The organism is Flavonifractor sp. An91, from assembly GCF_002159225.1.
In the GTDB taxonomy this organism is placed as follows: domain Bacteria; phylum Bacillota; class Clostridia; order Oscillospirales; family Oscillospiraceae; genus Flavonifractor; species Flavonifractor avicola.
Genome location: NZ_NFHA01000029.1, coordinates 20,999 through 36,944 on the forward strand (window position 1 = coordinate 20,999; position 15,946 = coordinate 36,944).

The 15,946-nt window shown below is 59.9% G+C and carries 18 protein-coding genes; 7 read left to right on the forward strand and 11 right to left on the reverse strand.

Features of this window, described 5'->3' with window-relative positions; translation table 11 throughout:
* Positions 1–34 precede the first annotated feature (34 nt).
* The 7 genes from rpsP to B5G42_RS14050 all read left to right on the forward strand — a co-directional run bounded on the left by rpsP (position 35) and on the right by B5G42_RS14050 (position 4,801).
* Positions 35–274 carry a 30S ribosomal protein S16 gene (rpsP, locus tag B5G42_RS14020; RefSeq protein ID WP_007489428.1) on the forward strand — a complete coding sequence of 80 codons (240 nt, stop codon included), beginning with the start codon at positions 35–37 and terminating at the stop codon, positions 272–274.
* An 18-nt stretch (positions 275–292) separates the two neighbouring features.
* Positions 293–523: a KH domain-containing protein gene (locus tag B5G42_RS14025; RefSeq protein WP_087271545.1), complete on the forward strand. Its 231-nt coding sequence runs from the start codon at positions 293–295 to the stop codon at positions 521–523.
* 99 nt (positions 524–622) lie between these two features.
* Positions 623–1,123 carry a ribosome maturation factor RimM gene (gene rimM / locus B5G42_RS14030; protein ID WP_087271548.1) on the forward strand — a complete coding sequence of 167 codons (501 nt, stop codon included), beginning with the start codon at positions 623–625 and terminating at the stop codon, positions 1,121–1,123.
* Positions 1,116–1,865 carry a tRNA (guanosine(37)-N1)-methyltransferase TrmD gene (gene trmD, locus B5G42_RS14035; protein ID WP_087271551.1) on the forward strand — a complete coding sequence of 250 codons (750 nt, stop codon included), beginning with the start codon at positions 1,116–1,118 and terminating at the stop codon, positions 1,863–1,865. Before rimM ends, trmD begins: the two co-directional genes overlap by 8 nt.
* Positions 1,866–1,886: 21 nt before the next feature.
* The gene (locus B5G42_RS14040; protein WP_087271554.1) at positions 1,887–3,245 is read left to right on the forward strand and encodes an alpha-amylase family glycosyl hydrolase; all 1,359 of its coding nucleotides are present in this window, start codon (positions 1,887–1,889) and stop codon (positions 3,243–3,245) included.
* 126 nt (positions 3,246–3,371) lie between these two features.
* Entirely contained in the window at positions 3,372–4,208 is an 837-nt protein-coding gene (locus tag B5G42_RS14045) for a DegV family protein (RefSeq protein WP_087187092.1), read from the forward strand.
* Positions 4,209–4,306: 98 nt separating this feature from the next.
* Positions 4,307–4,801, forward strand: a complete 495-nt coding sequence (locus tag B5G42_RS14050) for a GNAT family N-acetyltransferase (protein ID WP_087271559.1) — start codon at positions 4,307–4,309, stop codon at positions 4,799–4,801.
* A 346-nt stretch (positions 4,802–5,147) separates the two neighbouring features.
* Here B5G42_RS14050 and rbr read toward each other — a convergent pair whose 3' ends face one another.
* The 11 genes from rbr to B5G42_RS14105 all read right to left on the reverse strand — a co-directional run bounded on the left by rbr (position 5,148) and on the right by B5G42_RS14105 (position 15,825).
* The gene (rbr, locus tag B5G42_RS14055; protein WP_087187094.1) at positions 5,148–5,681 is read right to left on the reverse strand and encodes a rubrerythrin; all 534 of its coding nucleotides are present in this window, start codon (positions 5,679–5,681) and stop codon (positions 5,148–5,150) included.
* Between the two features lie 52 nt (positions 5,682–5,733).
* A complete protein-coding gene (locus tag B5G42_RS14060; protein ID WP_087187095.1) occupies positions 5,734–6,120 on the reverse strand; it encodes a desulfoferrodoxin family protein in 387 nt (128 codons plus the stop codon).
* A 73-nt stretch (positions 6,121–6,193) separates the two neighbouring features.
* The gene (locus tag B5G42_RS14065) at positions 6,194–6,577 is read right to left on the reverse strand and encodes a Fur family transcriptional regulator (RefSeq protein ID WP_087271562.1); all 384 of its coding nucleotides are present in this window, start codon (positions 6,575–6,577) and stop codon (positions 6,194–6,196) included.
* 174 nt (positions 6,578–6,751) lie between these two features.
* Complete coding sequence (locus B5G42_RS14070) at positions 6,752–8,299, reverse strand: stalk domain-containing protein (protein ID WP_162611108.1); 1,548 nt, start codon at positions 8,297–8,299, stop codon at positions 6,752–6,754.
* A 138-nt stretch (positions 8,300–8,437) separates the two neighbouring features.
* Positions 8,438–10,402, reverse strand: a complete 1,965-nt coding sequence (locus tag B5G42_RS14075) for a YgiQ family radical SAM protein (protein WP_087271568.1) — start codon at positions 10,400–10,402, stop codon at positions 8,438–8,440.
* A gap of 12 nt (positions 10,403–10,414) precedes the next feature.
* Positions 10,415–11,575, reverse strand: coding sequence for a bifunctional histidine phosphatase family protein/GNAT family N-acetyltransferase (locus B5G42_RS14080; RefSeq protein ID WP_087271571.1), 1,161 nt, complete (start codon positions 11,573–11,575; stop codon positions 10,415–10,417).
* 33 nt (positions 11,576–11,608) lie between these two features.
* A complete protein-coding gene (locus B5G42_RS14085) occupies positions 11,609–12,526 on the reverse strand; it encodes a dihydroorotate dehydrogenase (RefSeq protein ID WP_087271574.1) in 918 nt (305 codons plus the stop codon).
* The gene (locus B5G42_RS14090; protein ID WP_087271577.1) at positions 12,519–13,298 is read right to left on the reverse strand and encodes a dihydroorotate dehydrogenase electron transfer subunit; all 780 of its coding nucleotides are present in this window, start codon (positions 13,296–13,298) and stop codon (positions 12,519–12,521) included. Before B5G42_RS14090 ends, B5G42_RS14085 begins: the two co-directional genes overlap by 8 nt.
* 19 nt (positions 13,299–13,317) lie before the next feature.
* Entirely contained in the window at positions 13,318–13,572 is a 255-nt protein-coding gene (locus B5G42_RS14095) for a hypothetical protein (protein ID WP_087271580.1), read from the reverse strand.
* A gap of 12 nt (positions 13,573–13,584) precedes the next feature.
* A complete protein-coding gene (gene pyrF / locus B5G42_RS14100; protein ID WP_087187103.1) occupies positions 13,585–14,511 on the reverse strand; it encodes an orotidine-5'-phosphate decarboxylase in 927 nt (308 codons plus the stop codon).
* Positions 14,512–14,541: 30 nt separating this feature from the next.
* Positions 14,542–15,825, reverse strand: coding sequence for a dihydroorotase (locus B5G42_RS14105; RefSeq protein ID WP_087187104.1), 1,284 nt, complete (start codon positions 15,823–15,825; stop codon positions 14,542–14,544).
* Between the last annotated feature and the right edge of the window lie 121 nt (positions 15,826–15,946).

Sequence of the window (15,946 nt, forward strand, 5' to 3'; positions counted from 1 at the left end):
ATATGCTTTACGATTACATGGAGGTGAAGATACAATGGTTAAGATCAGACTGCGTCGTATGGGCGCCAAGAAGGCTCCCTTCTACCGCATCGTGGTGGCTGACTCCCGCTATCCCCGTGACGGCCGTTTCATCGAGGAGATCGGCACTTACAATCCTCTGACCCAGCCCGCCGAGATCAAGGTGGACGCCGAGCGCGCCCAGGCTTGGATCAAGACCGGCGCTCAGCCCACTGAGACCGTGAAGGCTCTGCTGAAAAAAGCTGGCGCCATCTGATAGGAGGGCACGGCTGGCATGAAGGAACTGCTCACCTATATCGCCCGCAATCTGGTGGACCACCCCGACGCCGTGGAGGTCACCGAGCACGCAGGTGAGAGCGAGACCGTCCTGGAGCTTCGGGTGGCCCCCGAGGACATGGGCAAGGTGATCGGCCGTCAGGGCCGCATTGCCAAGGAGATCCGCACACTGATGCGCTCCGTAGCCCAGCGCCAGGGCACCAAGGTTTCCGTCGATATCGTCGACTAACTCCGGGGGCCTCCCCCCGGATATGAAAAAGCCGACCGACCCTGTGGTCGGTCGGCTTTTTCATATCTTGCAGATTTTGTACTATTCGGGGTGATACCGATGAAAAATCAATTTTTAGAAGCAGGTCAGATCGTCAACACCCACGGCATCCAGGGCGAGGTCAAGATCGTCCCCTGGTGCGATTCTCCGGAATTTCTCTGCCAGTTTGACGTATTGTATGTGGACGGCAAGCCGGTGAAGATCCGCTCCGCCCGCATCCACAAGGGCAATGTGCTTGCCTTCCTGGAGGGTGTCAACGACGTAAATGCCGCCATGTCCATGAAGGGCAAGACGGTGTTCATCGACCGCACCGGCGTGGAGCTGCCCGACGGCCGCCACTTCATTGCCGACCTGATGGGGCTGGATGTCATCGACGCCGCCACCGGCGAGAAGATCGGCGTGGTGGCCGACGTGCTCACCCCCCCTGCCCACGAGGTCTATGTGGTCAAGGGCGAGCACGAGTATATGATCCCCGCCGTGGACGAGTTCCTGGCGGAGACCAACGTGGAGGGCGGCTATATCAAGGTCCGCCTCATTGAAGGGATGCGTACCGATGTATAGCATTGATATCATGACCCTCTTCGATCTGACTGTGGGCGACATGATGAATGAGTCCATCTTGGGCCGGGCCCAGGAGCGGGACATCATCCGCATTGAAGCCCACCAGATCCGGGATTACACCCTCAACAAGCAGAAGCAGGTGGACGACTACCCCTACGGCGGCGGCCGGGGGGCGGTGATGCAGGCCGATCCCCTCTACCAGTGCTGGAAGCACATTGTGGACACCTACGGCCCCGGCCATACGATCTATATGTCCCCCTGCGGCAAGACCTTTACCGAGTCCGATGCCCGCCGCCTCCGAGATGACTACGACCACCTGATCCTGGTATGCGGCCACTACGAGGGCATCGACCAGCGCTTCATTGAGGAGTGCGTGGACGAGGAGATCTCCATCGGGGATTTCGTGCTCACCGGCGGCGAGCTGGCCGCCATGGTGGTGGCCGACGCGGTGGCCCGGCTGGTGCCCGGCGTCTTGGCCGATCCTGAGTGCTTTGAAAATGAGAGCCACTGGAACGGGATGCTGGAGTATCCCCAGTATTCCCGGCCCGAGGAGTGGCACGGTCGAAAGGTCCCCCCTATCCTCCGCTCCGGCGACCACAAGAAAATCGCCCAGTGGCGGCGGAAGCAATCCATCCTCCGCACCCGCCAGCGGCGGCCCGACCTGTATGAGAAGCTGGATCTGTCCTCCAAGGAGGACCAGAAGCTGCTGCGTGAGCTGGAGGAAGAAGAAACCCAATCTTAATTGAGACTGGAGGAGTCAAATATGAGTCATTGGGTCAATCAGTCCGTGTTCTACCACATCTACCCCCTTGGTTTCTGCGGTGCACCGGAGTACAACCCCGGCGGCGCCCCGGTGCCCCGGCTGGACAAGCTGAAAGACTGGATCCCCCACCTGAAGGAACTGGGTGTCAATGCCCTCTACCTGGGTCCGGTGTTCCAGTCGGTGAAGCACGGCTACGACACCACCGACTACTTCCAGATCGACTGCCGCCTGGGAGACAACGATTCCTTCGCCGCCCTGTGTGATGAGCTTCACGCCAACGGCATCCGTGTGGTGCTGGACGGGGTGTTCAACCACGTGGGCCGGGGCTTCTGGGCCTTCCGGGATGTGCAGGAGCACGGCCAGGACTCTCCCTACTGCGGCTGGTTCCACGACCTGAACTTCGGCGGCCCCTCCCCTATGGGCGACCCCTTCTGGTACACCGCCTGGCAGGGCCACTATGAGCTGGTAAAACTCAATCTCCGCAACCCCGACGTGGTGCGCCACCTGCTGGACGCGGTGGGGATGTGGATGGACAAATTCCACATCGACGGTCTGCGGCTGGACGCCGCCGACTGCGTGGACTTTGACTTCTTCCGCACCCTCAAGGACTTCGTCAAAGGCAAGGACCCGGATTTCTGGCTCATGGGCGAGATCATCCACGGGGACTACGCCCGGTGGGCCAACCCGGAGATGCTGGACAGCGTCACCAATTATGAGTGCTGGAAGGGCCTGTGGTCCTCCCACAATGACAAGAACTACTTTGAAATCGCCCACTCTCTCCATCGTCAGTGCGGCCCCGGCGGCATCTACCGCAACATTACCCTGTACAACTTCGCCGACAACCACGACGTGGACCGGCTGGCCTCCAAGCTGAAGGACCCGGCCCACATCAGCAACCTGTACACCCTGCTGTACACCATGCCCGGCGTACCTTCCCTCTACTACGGCAGTGAGTGGGCCATCAAAGGGGAGCGCACCAAGCATTCCGATGCCCCCCTGCGCCCCTGCCTGGACCTGAAGGAGATGATGGCTCTGGACCAGAGTCTGTGTGATCACCTGGCTAAGCTGGCCGCCATCCGGGCCGCTTTCCCCGCCCTCCAGGAGGGTCAGTACGAAAATGTGGTCATCAAGAACCAGCAGCTGGTGTTCCGCCGGGCTACCGACAGCCAGCGTGTCTATGTGGTCCTCAACCTGGAGCCCCAGGAGGTCCATGTGGAGTTCCCCCACCAGGAGCCGGTGCTCCAGGATGTGCTCAATGAAAACCAGGTCTTCAACAACGACGGCGGACGCACCTGGCTGCCCGTGTCCCCCTGCGGAGCCCGTATTCTGGTAGGCGCCCCCGACCGCTTTACCTGGTAAATCTGCCTCATCTTTCTGCCCGTTCCAGAATATTCACACTTTCTCCCTTTACTTTTCCCGCTGATGGTGATACAATAGCGGCAATGGCAAATATCATTTTGATAATTATATTCGAGGGTTTTTGTTATGAGTTTTAAGATCATTGTTGACAGCTGCTGCGACCTTACCCCTGCTGAGCTGCGGGAGGACTGTTTTATCAAGGTCCCCCTCACCATCCGCGTGGGGGATGAGACCGTTGTGGATGACGAATCCTTCGATCAGAAAGCCCTGCTGCAAATGATGCGGGATTGTCCCACTGCTCCCCAGTCCGCCTGCCCCTCCCCTATTCAGTATATGGACGCCTTTGACTGCGGCGCTGACGATATCTATGTAGTCACCCTGTCCGCCCTGCTGTCCGGCTCCCACAATGCTGCGGCTCAGGCCCGCAATCTGTGGCTGGAGGATCACCCTGGGGCCAATATTCACATCTTCAATTCCTGCTCTGCCTCTGCCGGTGAGGTACTGGTGGCCTTGAAGCTCCAGGAGCTGGCTGAGGCCGGACTGGATTTTACCACCGTGGTGAGCAAGGCCTCCCAGTATATCGAGGAGATGAATACCCTCTTCGTACTGGAGACCCTGGATAATCTGCGGAAAAACGGGCGGCTCACCCGCACCCAGGCTCTGGTAACCAGCACCCTGCACATCAAGCTGCTGATGGGCTCCACCCCCCAGGGTGAGATCTGTAAAAAGGGTCAGGCTCTGTCTATTAAGCAGGCCCTGAGCAAAATGGCAGCCATGATGGCAGCCGACCCCAATCACGCCGGCCGACGACTGTGCATTGTCCACTGCAACTGCCTGGACCGGGCCTTCCATCTAAAAGAACTGGTGCAGAAGCAGTGCAAATTCTCTGAGATCCTCATCAGCGAGACCGGCGGCATCTCCACGGTGTACGCCAACGACGGCGGTGTAATTGCCGCCTACTAAGCCAACGTACCGCAAACCGCCTGGGCACATAGCCCGGGCGGTTGCTTTTTATGGTCGGATATGCTAATATGATCCAAATCTGTTTGGGAGGCATTATTATGAACTACACCATTCGTCCCACGGAACCCCGGGACGCCGCTGGCACCGCGGCCCTGCGCCGGATGCCCGGGGTCTTGGAAACCACTCTGGGACTTTCCTCCTACCGCACCGCGGACAGCGATGCTTTCTTAGCCAATCTGGGCCCCAACGACCACCATTTCGTGGCGGTACTGGACGACGGCACAGTCATCGGTGTAGCCTGTCTGCAAGTCTTTGGCAATCCCCGGATGCGCCATGCTGGCAGTGTGGCCCTGATGGTCCATACCGACTACCAGAACATGGGGGTCGGTTCTGCCCTTTTAAAGACGCTGCTGGATCTGGCGGATAACTGGCTCATGCTGGTTCGTGTTGAGCTCACTGTATTTGCCGATAATGAGCGGGCCATCCACCTGTATGAGAAGCTGGGCTTTGAGAAGGAAGGGCTCAAGCGCATGACCACCGTGCGGAACGGCAAATATGCCGACGAATACATGATGGCCCGACTGCGCCCCTGACCTGCCAATACTCCTCCCCCACTGGATGAACCGATGCCCTCATCGGCCTGTATATCTAAGTAAAAAAATGCAGCCCGGAAGAAAATCTTCCGGGCTGCGTTTCCTTTTACCGATCAATAGTTGACGGCGCGGATCTCAAAATAGGCCTGGGGATGTGCGCACACGGGGCACACCTGGGGGGCCACCCCACCCGGCTCAAGCCGGGCGGGGACCCCATTGATTATAAAAAGCCCGGGTGGAGTGAATCCACCCGGGCTCAAGGTTTTTACGCTGTAAAAACGCTTGTACGGCGCTAGCGCCGCCCCATCTCCGATGGGGCCCCAAAAGAGCCCCCCGCGGAGTCACATCAATAATTGACGGCGCGGATCTCGAAGTAGGCCTGGGGATGCGCACACACAGGGCACACCTGGGGGGCCTCTTTACCGAAGTGGATGTGGCCGCAGTTACGGCACTTCCACATATACTCGTCGCCCCGCTTGAACACAACGCCCTCTTCCAGGTTCTTCAGGAGGGTCAGGTAGCGCTCCTCGTGCTCCTTCTCGATCTTCAGGACGCCCTCGAACAGGAAGGCCAGCTTCTCAAAGCCCTCCTCGCGAGCGGTCTCGGCCATCTCCTTATACATCTCAGTCCACTCTTCATGCTCACCAGCAGCGGCGGACTTCAGGTTGGCCATGGTGTCGCCGATGCCGCCCAGCTCCTTGAACCACAGCTTGGCGTGCTCCTTCTCATTGCCGGCGGTCTCCTCAAAGATGGCCGCGATCTGCTCGTAGCCCTCCTTCTTGGCCTTGCTGGCAAAATAGGTATACTTATTGCGGGCCATGCTCTCTCCCGCAAATGCCTTCCACAGATTGGCTTCGGTCTTGCTACCCTTCAGTTCCATATAATCATACCTTCCTTTCTAAAATCAGGTTGTCTCTTATAAAGCGAATATGTTAGCCTTCGCCCTTCCAGAAGCCGTGGAGATTGCAGATCTCGTAGGCCTCCACCTTATCGCTCCGGCAGAAGGTCTTCAGCTCGGGCGCGTCGCCAGGCTTGGGGAACTTCATGGTCACGGTGTCGCCGTCCACCACAGCAATCAGGGAGATATAGTGCTCCGGCAGCATGGGATGCTCCACACCGCCCACCTTGACGGTCACGGAGTTCCCGCTGCCATGAGCGGTCTTCTCCACCACAGGGACGTGCTTCTCCTGAGCCGCGTCGGTGGTATTGGGGGTGATCTCTTCCATCTTCTGGCCACAGCACATGACGGGCACACCCTTATCCACAACCTTAAAAATCACATTGCCGCAGTGCGCGCAGCGATACAGCTTGAACTCCATGTTATTACATCCTTTCTAATCACAGTATGGGCACTTTCGTGCAAAATAAACTTACCATATTATCTAAAAAAACTCAATGTTTTGGTTTGCAGTTAACGCAGACCCCATGAAAAATCAGCTCATGGGACCGAATATCATGGCCGCTGGCCAGCAAGGCCTTCTCGTCCAACCCTTCATCATAGGGTAGATCCAGATCAAAGACCCCGCCGCACACTTCACAGCGGAAATGAGGATGGGGCTCTATGTTGGCATCGTACCGCTCCACCGGGAAAGCCATCCGCACAGCAGCACCTTCGTCCACCAGCAGATTCAGATTCCGGTATACCGTTCCCAAACTCAGGTTGGGATTGGTGGGCTTGAGCCATTGATACACCATTTCAGCGGTGGGATGCTGGTCCGTGCGCATCAGGGCCTCATAGATCAGCTCTCGCTGACGTGAGTATCGCTTTCCGTTCATTAGTCACCACTCTTTCTAATGTAAACAGTAACTATTACTGTTATTGATATAATAGCAGACTTCCCCAATTCTTGCAAGTCCTTTTTTTCATTTTCTCAAATTTTTTTCGTCTCCCCTTCCCTATAAAGAAAACGAGCTTGCCGCAGAGGCGGCAAGCTCGTTCTTTCCGGCGATTTATTCGGACACAAAGACCTGAAGCGTAGAAGTCAGGTTACGTCCGGGGGTGGCCAGGGTCTGACCCTTATAATACATAGCGGTGGAACCGCCGCCATCCAGGTTGATGGCATCCACACAGCCCAGATCCAGCATCAGATCACGCATCTGCTCAATGGAGGCAGCCTTTACATTGACCAGCAGCAGCTTGCCGTCCTTGGTGGTACCTACAGCGGTACGGGGCGTGACGGCGGTGGTAAAGCGGGCCTCCTTAAATCCGTTGTCCAGACCGGTGAACTTTACGCCGTCCTTCACCAACCGGGGGGAACCAGACACCATGGTCTGCACACCGGTCAGATCGAAGCCCTCTTCATCATCCCGCTGGAGGTAGGGCCGCAGGGCTACAGTGCGGCCTGCCTCAAACTGATTGAAGAAGTCGTAGTTGGTGACGGTGTCGCTGGAGTAGAGCACATAGCCGTTAGCGGGGATGGCTACAGTCTGACCGGCAGATACCATCTGGAAGCTGGTGGTCACATTGTTGACTACGGTCAACGCGGAACCAGGATAGGTGACCTGGAAAGAGGTACCTCGGGCGGGGGTGTAGAGCACCGCCTGCCCGCTGAACTGCTTGAGCATATTGACCTCGTAGGCATCCCACCAGCGGTAGGCGCCGCCGTCTACCGTCTCAATGCGGACAAAGACGGGAGGCCGGCCGTAGCGCATCTCGTTGGTATCGGTGATGCCCAGAGAGGACAGGCCGGAGCTGGCATACATAAACTGGCCGTTCACCATCAGGTGGCCGATGGGGTCCTTGATGGTCTTTTCGCTCTCAAAGAAGTTGGCGTTGATCACCGCTACCGCCCCGGAACTGGCGGCAATGGACTGGAAGCTCTGAGGCGAATTGAGCTTGCCGCCGGCGAGTACCGACTTGACGCTCACCCGGGGGTCCTTCATATTGACGGTGATCACGTTGGCATTGACGGTGCCGGAGGCCAGCGTATAGCTCTTAGAGGTAAGGGTCACCGGGTCCTCCTTGGGGGTGGTCTTTTCCACCAGCTTCTGGACCTGGGGCAGGCTGGTGAGATTGTTCTTATCCACCTCGCCGTTGGCTACCACCACAATCTGGTTCTTGCCCTCCCATTCCACGGTCAGGCCCAGATTCTCACTGACAAAGCGCACCGGTACGAAGGTGCGGTTGTTCTTGGCCCGCATAGGCACGTCCATAGTCACCGCTTCCCCATTGACCAGGGCGGTGGTGGAGTCCAACTCCAACTCCACCGAGGTGCCGTTCAGGGAGCAGCGCACACCATTGGTCTCCTGTACCCACTCCACGGTGCCGCCGAAGGCCTCAATCATCCGGCGGATAGGCAGCATGGTACGGCCATTCTCGGCCATCAGCACCACGGCACTGCTGGTCTCGTCGATTTGAGTCACAGTATCACCAATCACGCACCAGGGGCTATTGTACCGCATGGTGATGACCAGATCAGGCTGTGCGGCGGAGGCGGCGGGGATCAGGCCCAGCATCAGCACCAGCGCAGCCAGCAGGGACAATACGCGTCTTTTCACAGGCATACATCCTCTCTTCTCTCCCCAGAGGGAGTATTTAAGTTTAGTATACCAATTCTGAAAGGAAGCTTCAATGCTCTTGCCGCATAGTATTTCAGGCAAAAAGAAACCGGCAGAGCGCGCTCTGCCGGTTGTCTGTTATCCCTTTCCCTTGCGGGGACGGGCATTCTTTTTTGGATTGGCCACCGCCCATCCGGCTTTGCGGGTGGGTTTGGCCTGGGGTTTGTCGCCCTTCTGGGCCGCCGGTTTGCTCCCCTTGCCGGTTCTGCCCCGGTTGGAGGTCAGCTTGCTCTCCTGAGGCTTGCCGTATTTCTCCGGCCGCAGCAGACAGTCTTTGCCGAAACCGATCAGGTCCTCCCGGTGGGCCCGGTGGAGGGCCTCCCGTACCAGGGCCCGTTTCTCCGGCCGCTTCCACTGCATCAAAGCCCGCTGCATGGCCTTTTCGTGGGGGTCCTTAGGCACATAAACCGGCTTCATGGTCCGGGGATCGATGCCGGTATAGTACATACAGGTGGACAGGGTGCCCGGTGTGGGATAGAAGTCCTGGACCTGCTCAGGCTGACGGCCGGTGCGGTTGAGCCATTGGGCCAGCTCCACCGCGTCGTTCAGCGTACAGCCAGGGTGAGAGGACATGAGATAGGGCACCAGATACTGCTCCTTGCCGTACTTCTGGTTCAGGGACTCGTACTTCCGCTTGAATCTCTCGTATACCTCGATATGGGGCTTACCCATGTAGTCCAGCACCGAGTTGACGCAGTGCTCCGGGGCCACCTTCAGCTGGCCGGACACATGGTACTTCACCAGTTCGGCGAAGAATTCCCCGCTCTTATCCTTCTGCATAAAGTCGAAACGGATGCCCGAGCGGATGAACACCTTTTTCACCCCCGGCACCGCCCGGATCTTCCGCAGCAGCATCAGGTAGTCGGTGTGGTCGGCGTCCAGGTTGGGACAGGCCTCTGGGGCCAGACAGGCCTTTCCCCGGCACAGCCCGGCCTTCATCTGCTTCTTGCAGGCAGGCCGCCGGAAGTTGGCGGTGGGGCCGCCCACGTCGTGGATATAGCCCTTGAAGCCGGGGTGATGGGTCAGCCCCTCCACCTCTCTCAGCACACTCTCGTGGCTGCGGGAGGTGATGATCCGCCCCTGATGGAAGGCCAGGGAGCAGAAATTACAGGCGCCGAAGCACCCTCGGTTGTGGGCCACCGAGAAGCGCACCTCCTCAATGGCCGGCACCCCTCCCATGTTGTCGTACATGGGGTGGGGCTCCCGGACATAGGGCAGCTCGGCCACAAAGTCCAGCTCCGCCGTAGTAAGAGGCATGGCGGGGGGATTGACGATGAGCAGCCGGTCCCCATGGCGCTGGAGGATGGCTTTCCCCCGCACCGGATCGTGCTCCTCATACTGGATCATATTGGCCACGGCATACTGCCGCTTATCGGTAGAAACCTGCTCATAGGAGGGGCACTCCACCTTGGGATAGGCGCAGGCGGAGGGATCTTTTGCAATAAAGGCAGTTCCCTTTACATCAGTGATCTCCCCCACCGGGGTACCGGAGGCCAAACGGGCAGCAATCTCCCGGGTGGCGGTCTCACCCATGCCGTACACCAGCAGGTCAGCCTGGCTGTCAAAGAGCACCGAGCGGCGTACCTTGTCCTCCCAGTAGTCGTAGTGGGCAAAGCGGCGAAGGGATGCTTCCAAGCCGCCAATGATCAGGGGGATGTTTCCAAAGGCCTCCCGCACCTTGTTGGCATACACGATGGAGGCCCGGTCGGGACGCAGTCCCGCCTGATTGCCTGGGGAATAGGCGTCGTCGTGCCGGCGTTTCCGGGCAGCGGTATAGTGGGCCACCATGGAGTCCAGATTGCCGGCAGACAGCATCACCCCCAGCCGGGGCCGCCCCAGCGCTGTAAAGGCTTCTGCCTTGCGCCAGTCCGGCTGGGCCAGGATAGCCACGCGGTAGCCCTCGGCCTCCAGCACACGGGAGATAATAGCGCAGCCGAAGGTGGGATGGTCCACATAGGCGTCGCCGGTGATGATGAGAAAGTCGTACCCGTCCCAACCACGCTCTTCCATATCCGCCTTAGAGACGGGCAAAAATCCATTCATATCGTTCCTCAGTCAGTCCTTGGTCTCATAGCCAATGTATTTTTCCAGAATATCCAGTGTCACGCTGCCGTGCTCCTCCCCCACCCTTTCAAAGCCGTACTTCTTGTAGAAGCGCTGAGCCACCGCGTTCTCCGGAGCGCAGCGCAGCCGCAGGCGGGTACGGCCCAGGGGGCGGAATACCGACACCGCCTGGCCGATCAGCTGAACGCCCAGCCCCCGCTTCCGGTGCTGGGGATTCATGTACACAAAGGGGATATAGCCGATGCCCTCATCGGCAAAGCGGGCCAGATCCAGCTGGAGCACGCCCGCCACCTCATCCCGCTGCATGGCAACTGTCAAGGCTTTTTCCTTGTCCTGTTCCCAGCAGTGACGGGCATCCTTGCAGAAGCTCGCCCCGTCAAAGGGAACCTCGCTGCCGTGGATATCGATCCAGGCGTCGTGCCGGGCCGCCAGATAGAGTTCCTCTTCCCGCTCCAGGTCCAGAGGACGGAACCACATATTGGCGTCTGCAATACTCCCCTCCCGGGACTTCCACCACTTCTGTCTGGCCAGGGTAGAGATCTCCTCCGGCAGGTGGGAGTTGTCGTTCTCATAGACAATGGAGATCCGGTCTCCCTCCACCTCCAGACAGGTGACACCGGTGTTGTCACTGTGACCCAGGCTGTCCATCTCACCGGGACCCAGGCCCCGGATGGCACCCTGGAGACAGCGGATGGCGGAGCCGTGGGAGAACAAAGCCACCGTCTGGCCGGGATGCCTGGCGGCGATATCCAGCACCGCGCCCTTCATCCGGGCCTGAACCTGGGCGAAGGTCTCGCCCCCCTCCACCTGGAACTCGGGGGAAGCATGGTTGAAGCGGATGAGCCGCATGGCGTCGTGCCGCTCCAGGTCACCCCAGGGCTTGTCCTCCCACTCTCCTACGCCGATCTCCCGCAGGGCCGGGGTGGTGTTCAGTTCCAGGCCGTGGCTGGGATAGATGGCCGTGGCGGTGGTCATGGTACGAAACAGATCGCTGGAGTACACCGCGTCGATATGCACGTCGGCAAACCGTCCACGGAGGGCGGCAATCTGCCGGTATCCGTTGTCAGTAATGAGGCTGTTGTACCAGCCGTGAACCCGGCGGTACAGGTTGCCCTCCGCCTCCGCGTGGCGGATGATATAAACCTTAGTCACAGTAGGCACCCTCTTCGGATCAGGATAAAAGCATTACCAGGGGCGCACGCCGCCTGTCAGGTCAGAAACCTTGTCAAGGCCCTGGGCAGAGGCGATTGCCGCCAGGCCGTCCCGCACCTTGATGGGGGCGTAGGGATCGGCGAAGCAGGCGGTGCCCACCGCCACGGCGGAGGCGCCCGCCAGCATCAGCTGGGCCGCGTCCTCTCCCTTGGCCACGCCGCCCATCCCCAGGATGGGCAGATCCACGGCGCAGGCTACCTCCCATACCATCCGCACCGCCACAGGCAGCACGGCAGGGCCGGACAGGCCGCCGGTGTTCATCTTCAGGATGGGGCGGCGGGTGTTCAGGTCGATGCGCATACCCCGCAGGGTGTTGATGAGGGACAGAGCGTCAGCGCCGGCATCAGCCACCGCACGGGCGATCTCGGTGATATCGGTGACGTTGGGAGACAGCTTCACCATCACAGGAATGGTGGAATGGCTCTTGGCCATCTTGGTGACCTCGGCAGCCAGCTCGGGCTTGGTGCCGTAGGCCAGACCGCCCGCCTTCACGTTGGGGCAGGAGATGTTGACCTCGATCATATCTACCCCCGCTGCCGACAGCTTCTCGCACATGATGCCGTACTCCTCGGGGGTGTTGCCCGAGATGTTGGCGATGATAGCCAGATCGTGCTTCTTCAGCTCGGGCAGCTCGTGCTCGATAAAGGCGTCCACACCGGGGTTCTGCAGACCCACGGAGTTGAGGATACCCATGGGAGTCTCGGCGATCCGGGGGGGCGGATTGCCTTCTCTTCTGTGAAGGGTAAGGCCCTTACAGCAGATGCCGCCCAGTTCATTCAGGTTATAGAACTGGCCGTATTCCCGGCCGAAGCCGAAGGTACCGGAGGCCACCACCACCGGATTTTTCATCTTGACGCCCGCCAGATCGACGGACAGATCCACCTTAGACATTCCAGTCCACCTCCTTGGCGTCGAATACCGGGCCGTCCTTGCAGACGTGCTTCATGGTGCCGTCGGCCATCTGGACGGCGCAGCCCAGGCAGGCACCCACGCCGCAGGCCATCCGCTCCTCCAGGGAGACCTGGCAGGGCACGCCGTACTCGGCCGCTACCTTGGCCACATTCTTCAGCATGGGCTTGGGGCCGCAGGCCAGAACAGCTATAAAGTTTTTATCCTTTTCAAGGATATCCTTCAGCTGGGCGTCCACAAAGCCGTGGCGGCCCAGGGAACCGTCGTCACTGCAGAGGTAAACCGCCTCGCAGTAGTCCCGGTAATCCTCCACCAGCATGGCCCGGTCGGCAGACCGGAAGCCCAGTATAGCGGTGGAGTTCTTGGCGGTAAAGGCGGCCTGACCCAGCAGCGGGGGCACACCGATGCCGCCGCCCACCAGCAGCAGCCGGTCATTGGGGGTAACGGTAAAGCCGTTGCCCAGAGGGCCCAACACATTCACCTTGTCCCCTACCTGGCGCTGAGCCAGCCACTTGGTACCCTCACCCCGCACCTCAAAGACCACGCGGGCGGTGTCTTGGGGCTCGTCCTCCTGGACCATGCAAACCGAGATGGGCCGGCGGAGAAGCAAACCCTCCCCGCAGGCGATATGGAGGAACTGACCGGCCATCAGGCCCTCCTTTTTCACCATATCCCCCACCTCCAGGGTGAAGGAATAGGCATACTCGTTCAGCTTGGCCGCCTCAACGATGGTACAGATCTGTTCAATGGGCATACTATCCCTCATTTCCAACTTATTTGGCAGACTCGTCCCCGTGGACGGTCTCAGTCATGGTCTTCAGATCCATGATGCTGCCGCACACCGGGCAGATCCGGTTGCGGCGCATGGTACCGCAGGTGGGGCAGCGGAAGGGCTCCGCTGCCACCAGTCCCGCCGCGATCTGCTGCTGAAGGATCTCCTGCCAGTTCCATTCCCGGTGCTGGCCGATCTTCCATTTGCTGACCTCGTCCTCACGGACACCTTGTTTCTCTCTCTCTTGCTCTGACATAGGCCGCTCCGATTACGCGATGGTAGTAAAGCGGGCGATGTCGTCCCGCATGGCGATCGCGGCGTTGCGGGCAGCCTCCTGGTAGTCCATGCCGTCCTTGCCGGTCTTCTGCCAGGCGCAGATGATGCCGCGGGAGGAGTTGACGATAGCGCCATGGCCATCCTTCTGGAAGGCATACTGCACATCCTCGGCAGTGCCGCCCTGGGCGCCATAGCCGGGCACCAGCAGGAAGGTGTGGGGCATCCGGGCGCGCAGCTTCTGCAGCTCTTCCGGATAGGTGGCGCCTGCCACCGCACCGGCCATGGTATAGCCATACTTGCCCTCGGTGCCCGCGCCCCACTTCTCAATGAGGTCGGCCATCAGGCCGTACACGGTGTCGCCCTCACCGGCGGACACGTTCTGCAGCTCGCCGGAGCCGGGGTTGGAGGTCTTGGCCAGGATGAAGGCGCACTTGTCCATCTCCTTGCAGGTCTTGAGGAAGGGATTGACGCTGTCGGCGCCCATGTAGCCGTTGAGGGTGACGCAGTCGGCATCAAAGACGCTGAGCATCTGCTCCCCTACCTTGGTCTTGCCCAGCCAGCCGTCGGAATAGGCCTCGGCGGTAGAGCCGATGTCGCCGCGCTTGATGTCGGCGATGACATACAGGCCCTGCTCCTTGGCATAGCGGATGGTGCGCTCCAGCACCTCCATACCCCGCCAGCCCAGGCGCTCATAATAGGCGGACTGGGGCTTGACGGCGGGCACGATGTCCTTCAGTGCGTCCATCAGACCGCAGTTGAAGCGGTAAATGGCCTCGGCGGCACCCTCCAGGGTCTCGCCGTACTTGTCATAGCACTCCTTGCGGATGTGGGCGGGCACATACTCCGGCTTGGGGTCCAGACCCGCCACGGTGGGATTTTTCTTGGCAATGATGGCTTCCTGCAGACGATCGAAGGACATAGTTCATTCTCCTTTATCTCTTAAAATCTCTTATTTCTCATCCTGATAAATGATCTTTCCGCCCACGATGGTGTACTTGATCTTTCCCTTCAGCTCCTTGCCGGCGAAGGGGGTGTTGCGGCCCTTGGAGGCAAACTGCTCCGGGTCCACCGTCCACACCTCATCCGGGTCGAAGATAACCACGTCGGCGTCAGCGCCGATGGCCAGCCGGCCCTTGGTGGGCAGACGGAGGATGCAGGCAGGATTGATGGTCATTTTCCGCAGAATATCGGACAGGGGCAGCTCCCCGGTGTGGTACAGATAGGTCAGGGTGACGCCCAGGGCGGTCTCCAGTCCCACCATGCCGCTGGGGGCCTCAGTGAGGGGCCGGGCCTTCTCCTCGGCGGAATGGGGGGCGTGGTCGGTAGCGATGGCGTCGATGGTGCCGTCCTTCAGGCCCTCGATGATTGCCTCCACATCAGACCAGGTCCGCAGAGGCGGGTTGACACGGGCCATGGTGCCCTGGGCCAAAATCTCATCCTCGGTGAGGGAGAAATACTGGGGACAGGTCTCGCAGGTGATCTGTACGCCCTTGCGCTTGTACCGCCGGACAATGGCCACCGATTTTGCAGTGGAGATGTGGCAGATGTGGACCGCGGCACCGGTTTCCTCGGCCAACATGGCGTCCCGGGCTACCATCAGCTCCTCGGCGATGGCGGGCCGCCCGTCCAGACGGAGCTGGCGGGATACCCTTCCCTCGTTGACGGCGTAGTTTTTCACCATGTCCGCGTCCTCACAGTGGGACAGGATGGTGAGATCCTGCCGGTGGGCCATGATGAGGCCGTCCCGCATCAGATTGGCGTTCTGGATGGGCACACCGTCGTCGGACAGGGCCACTACTCCAGCACCTTTCAGAGCCTCAAAATCGGTGAGTTCCTGGCCTCGCTGTCCCTTGGACACCGAGCCGATGGGCCAGACATGGACCCCGCAGGCCTCCGCCGCCTTTCTGCGGACAAAGTCCACCTGCTCGGGGCAGTCCACCGTGGGCCTGGTGTTGGGCATACAGGCGATGGAGGTAAAGCCGCCCCGGGCGGCGGCTGCCGCGCCGGTCTCGATGGTCTCCTTGTACTCAAATCCGGGCTCCCGCAGGTGGACGTGCATATCCACCAGTCCGGCGCACACGGTCAGTCCTGCCGCATCGATGATCTGAGCGCCCGGCTCATTGATGTTGCTGCCGATGACAGTCACCTTTCCGTCTTCCATCAGGATATCCATGACACCGCCGATGCCCCCCACAGGGTCCACCAGGCGTCCCTGACGAATCAACAGTTTCACTGGATCACTCCTATTACAATAAATTTGGACAGGAAAGCCGGACAGCCAGTCCGGCTTTCCCTCCATCTCGTGCCTAAGCTACAATGAGAGGAGCAACTGGCTGACCAATCACTCCTTGGGC

Excerpts from the sequence above, each read along its gene's own strand:
- trmD (WP_087271551.1), top strand. The coding sequence starts at position 1,116 with ATGTATAGCATTGATATCATGACCCTCTTCGATCTGACTGTGGGCGAC.
- B5G42_RS14065 (WP_087271562.1), bottom strand. The coding sequence starts at position 6,577 with ATGAACGGAAAGCGATACTCACGTCAGCGAGAGCTGATCTATGAGGCC.
- B5G42_RS14050 (WP_087271559.1), top strand. The coding sequence starts at position 4,307 with ATGAACTACACCATTCGTCCCACGGAACCCCGGGACGCCGCTGGCACC.
- rbr (WP_087187094.1), bottom strand. The coding sequence starts at position 5,681 with ATGGAACTGAAGGGTAGCAAGACCGAAGCCAATCTGTGGAAGGCATTT.
- B5G42_RS14090 (WP_087271577.1), bottom strand. The coding sequence starts at position 13,298 with ATGCCCATTGAACAGATCTGTACCATCGTTGAGGCGGCCAAGCTGAAC.
- B5G42_RS14095 (WP_087271580.1), bottom strand. The coding sequence starts at position 13,572 with ATGTCAGAGCAAGAGAGAGAGAAACAAGGTGTCCGTGAGGACGAGGTC.
- pyrF (WP_087187103.1), bottom strand. The coding sequence starts at position 14,511 with ATGTCCTTCGATCGTCTGCAGGAAGCCATCATTGCCAAGAAAAATCCC.
- rpsP (WP_007489428.1), top strand. The coding sequence starts at position 35 with ATGGTTAAGATCAGACTGCGTCGTATGGGCGCCAAGAAGGCTCCCTTC.
- B5G42_RS14040 (WP_087271554.1), top strand. The coding sequence starts at position 1,887 with ATGAGTCATTGGGTCAATCAGTCCGTGTTCTACCACATCTACCCCCTT.
- B5G42_RS14085 (WP_087271574.1), bottom strand. The coding sequence starts at position 12,526 with ATGTCTAAGGTGGATCTGTCCGTCGATCTGGCGGGCGTCAAGATGAAA.
- B5G42_RS14045 (WP_087187092.1), top strand. The coding sequence starts at position 3,372 with ATGAGTTTTAAGATCATTGTTGACAGCTGCTGCGACCTTACCCCTGCT.
- rimM (WP_087271548.1), top strand. The coding sequence starts at position 623 with ATGAAAAATCAATTTTTAGAAGCAGGTCAGATCGTCAACACCCACGGC.
- B5G42_RS14025 (WP_087271545.1), top strand. The coding sequence starts at position 293 with ATGAAGGAACTGCTCACCTATATCGCCCGCAATCTGGTGGACCACCCC.
- B5G42_RS14075 (WP_087271568.1), bottom strand. The coding sequence starts at position 10,402 with ATGAATGGATTTTTGCCCGTCTCTAAGGCGGATATGGAAGAGCGTGGT.
- B5G42_RS14060 (WP_087187095.1), bottom strand. The coding sequence starts at position 6,120 with ATGGAGTTCAAGCTGTATCGCTGCGCGCACTGCGGCAATGTGATTTTT.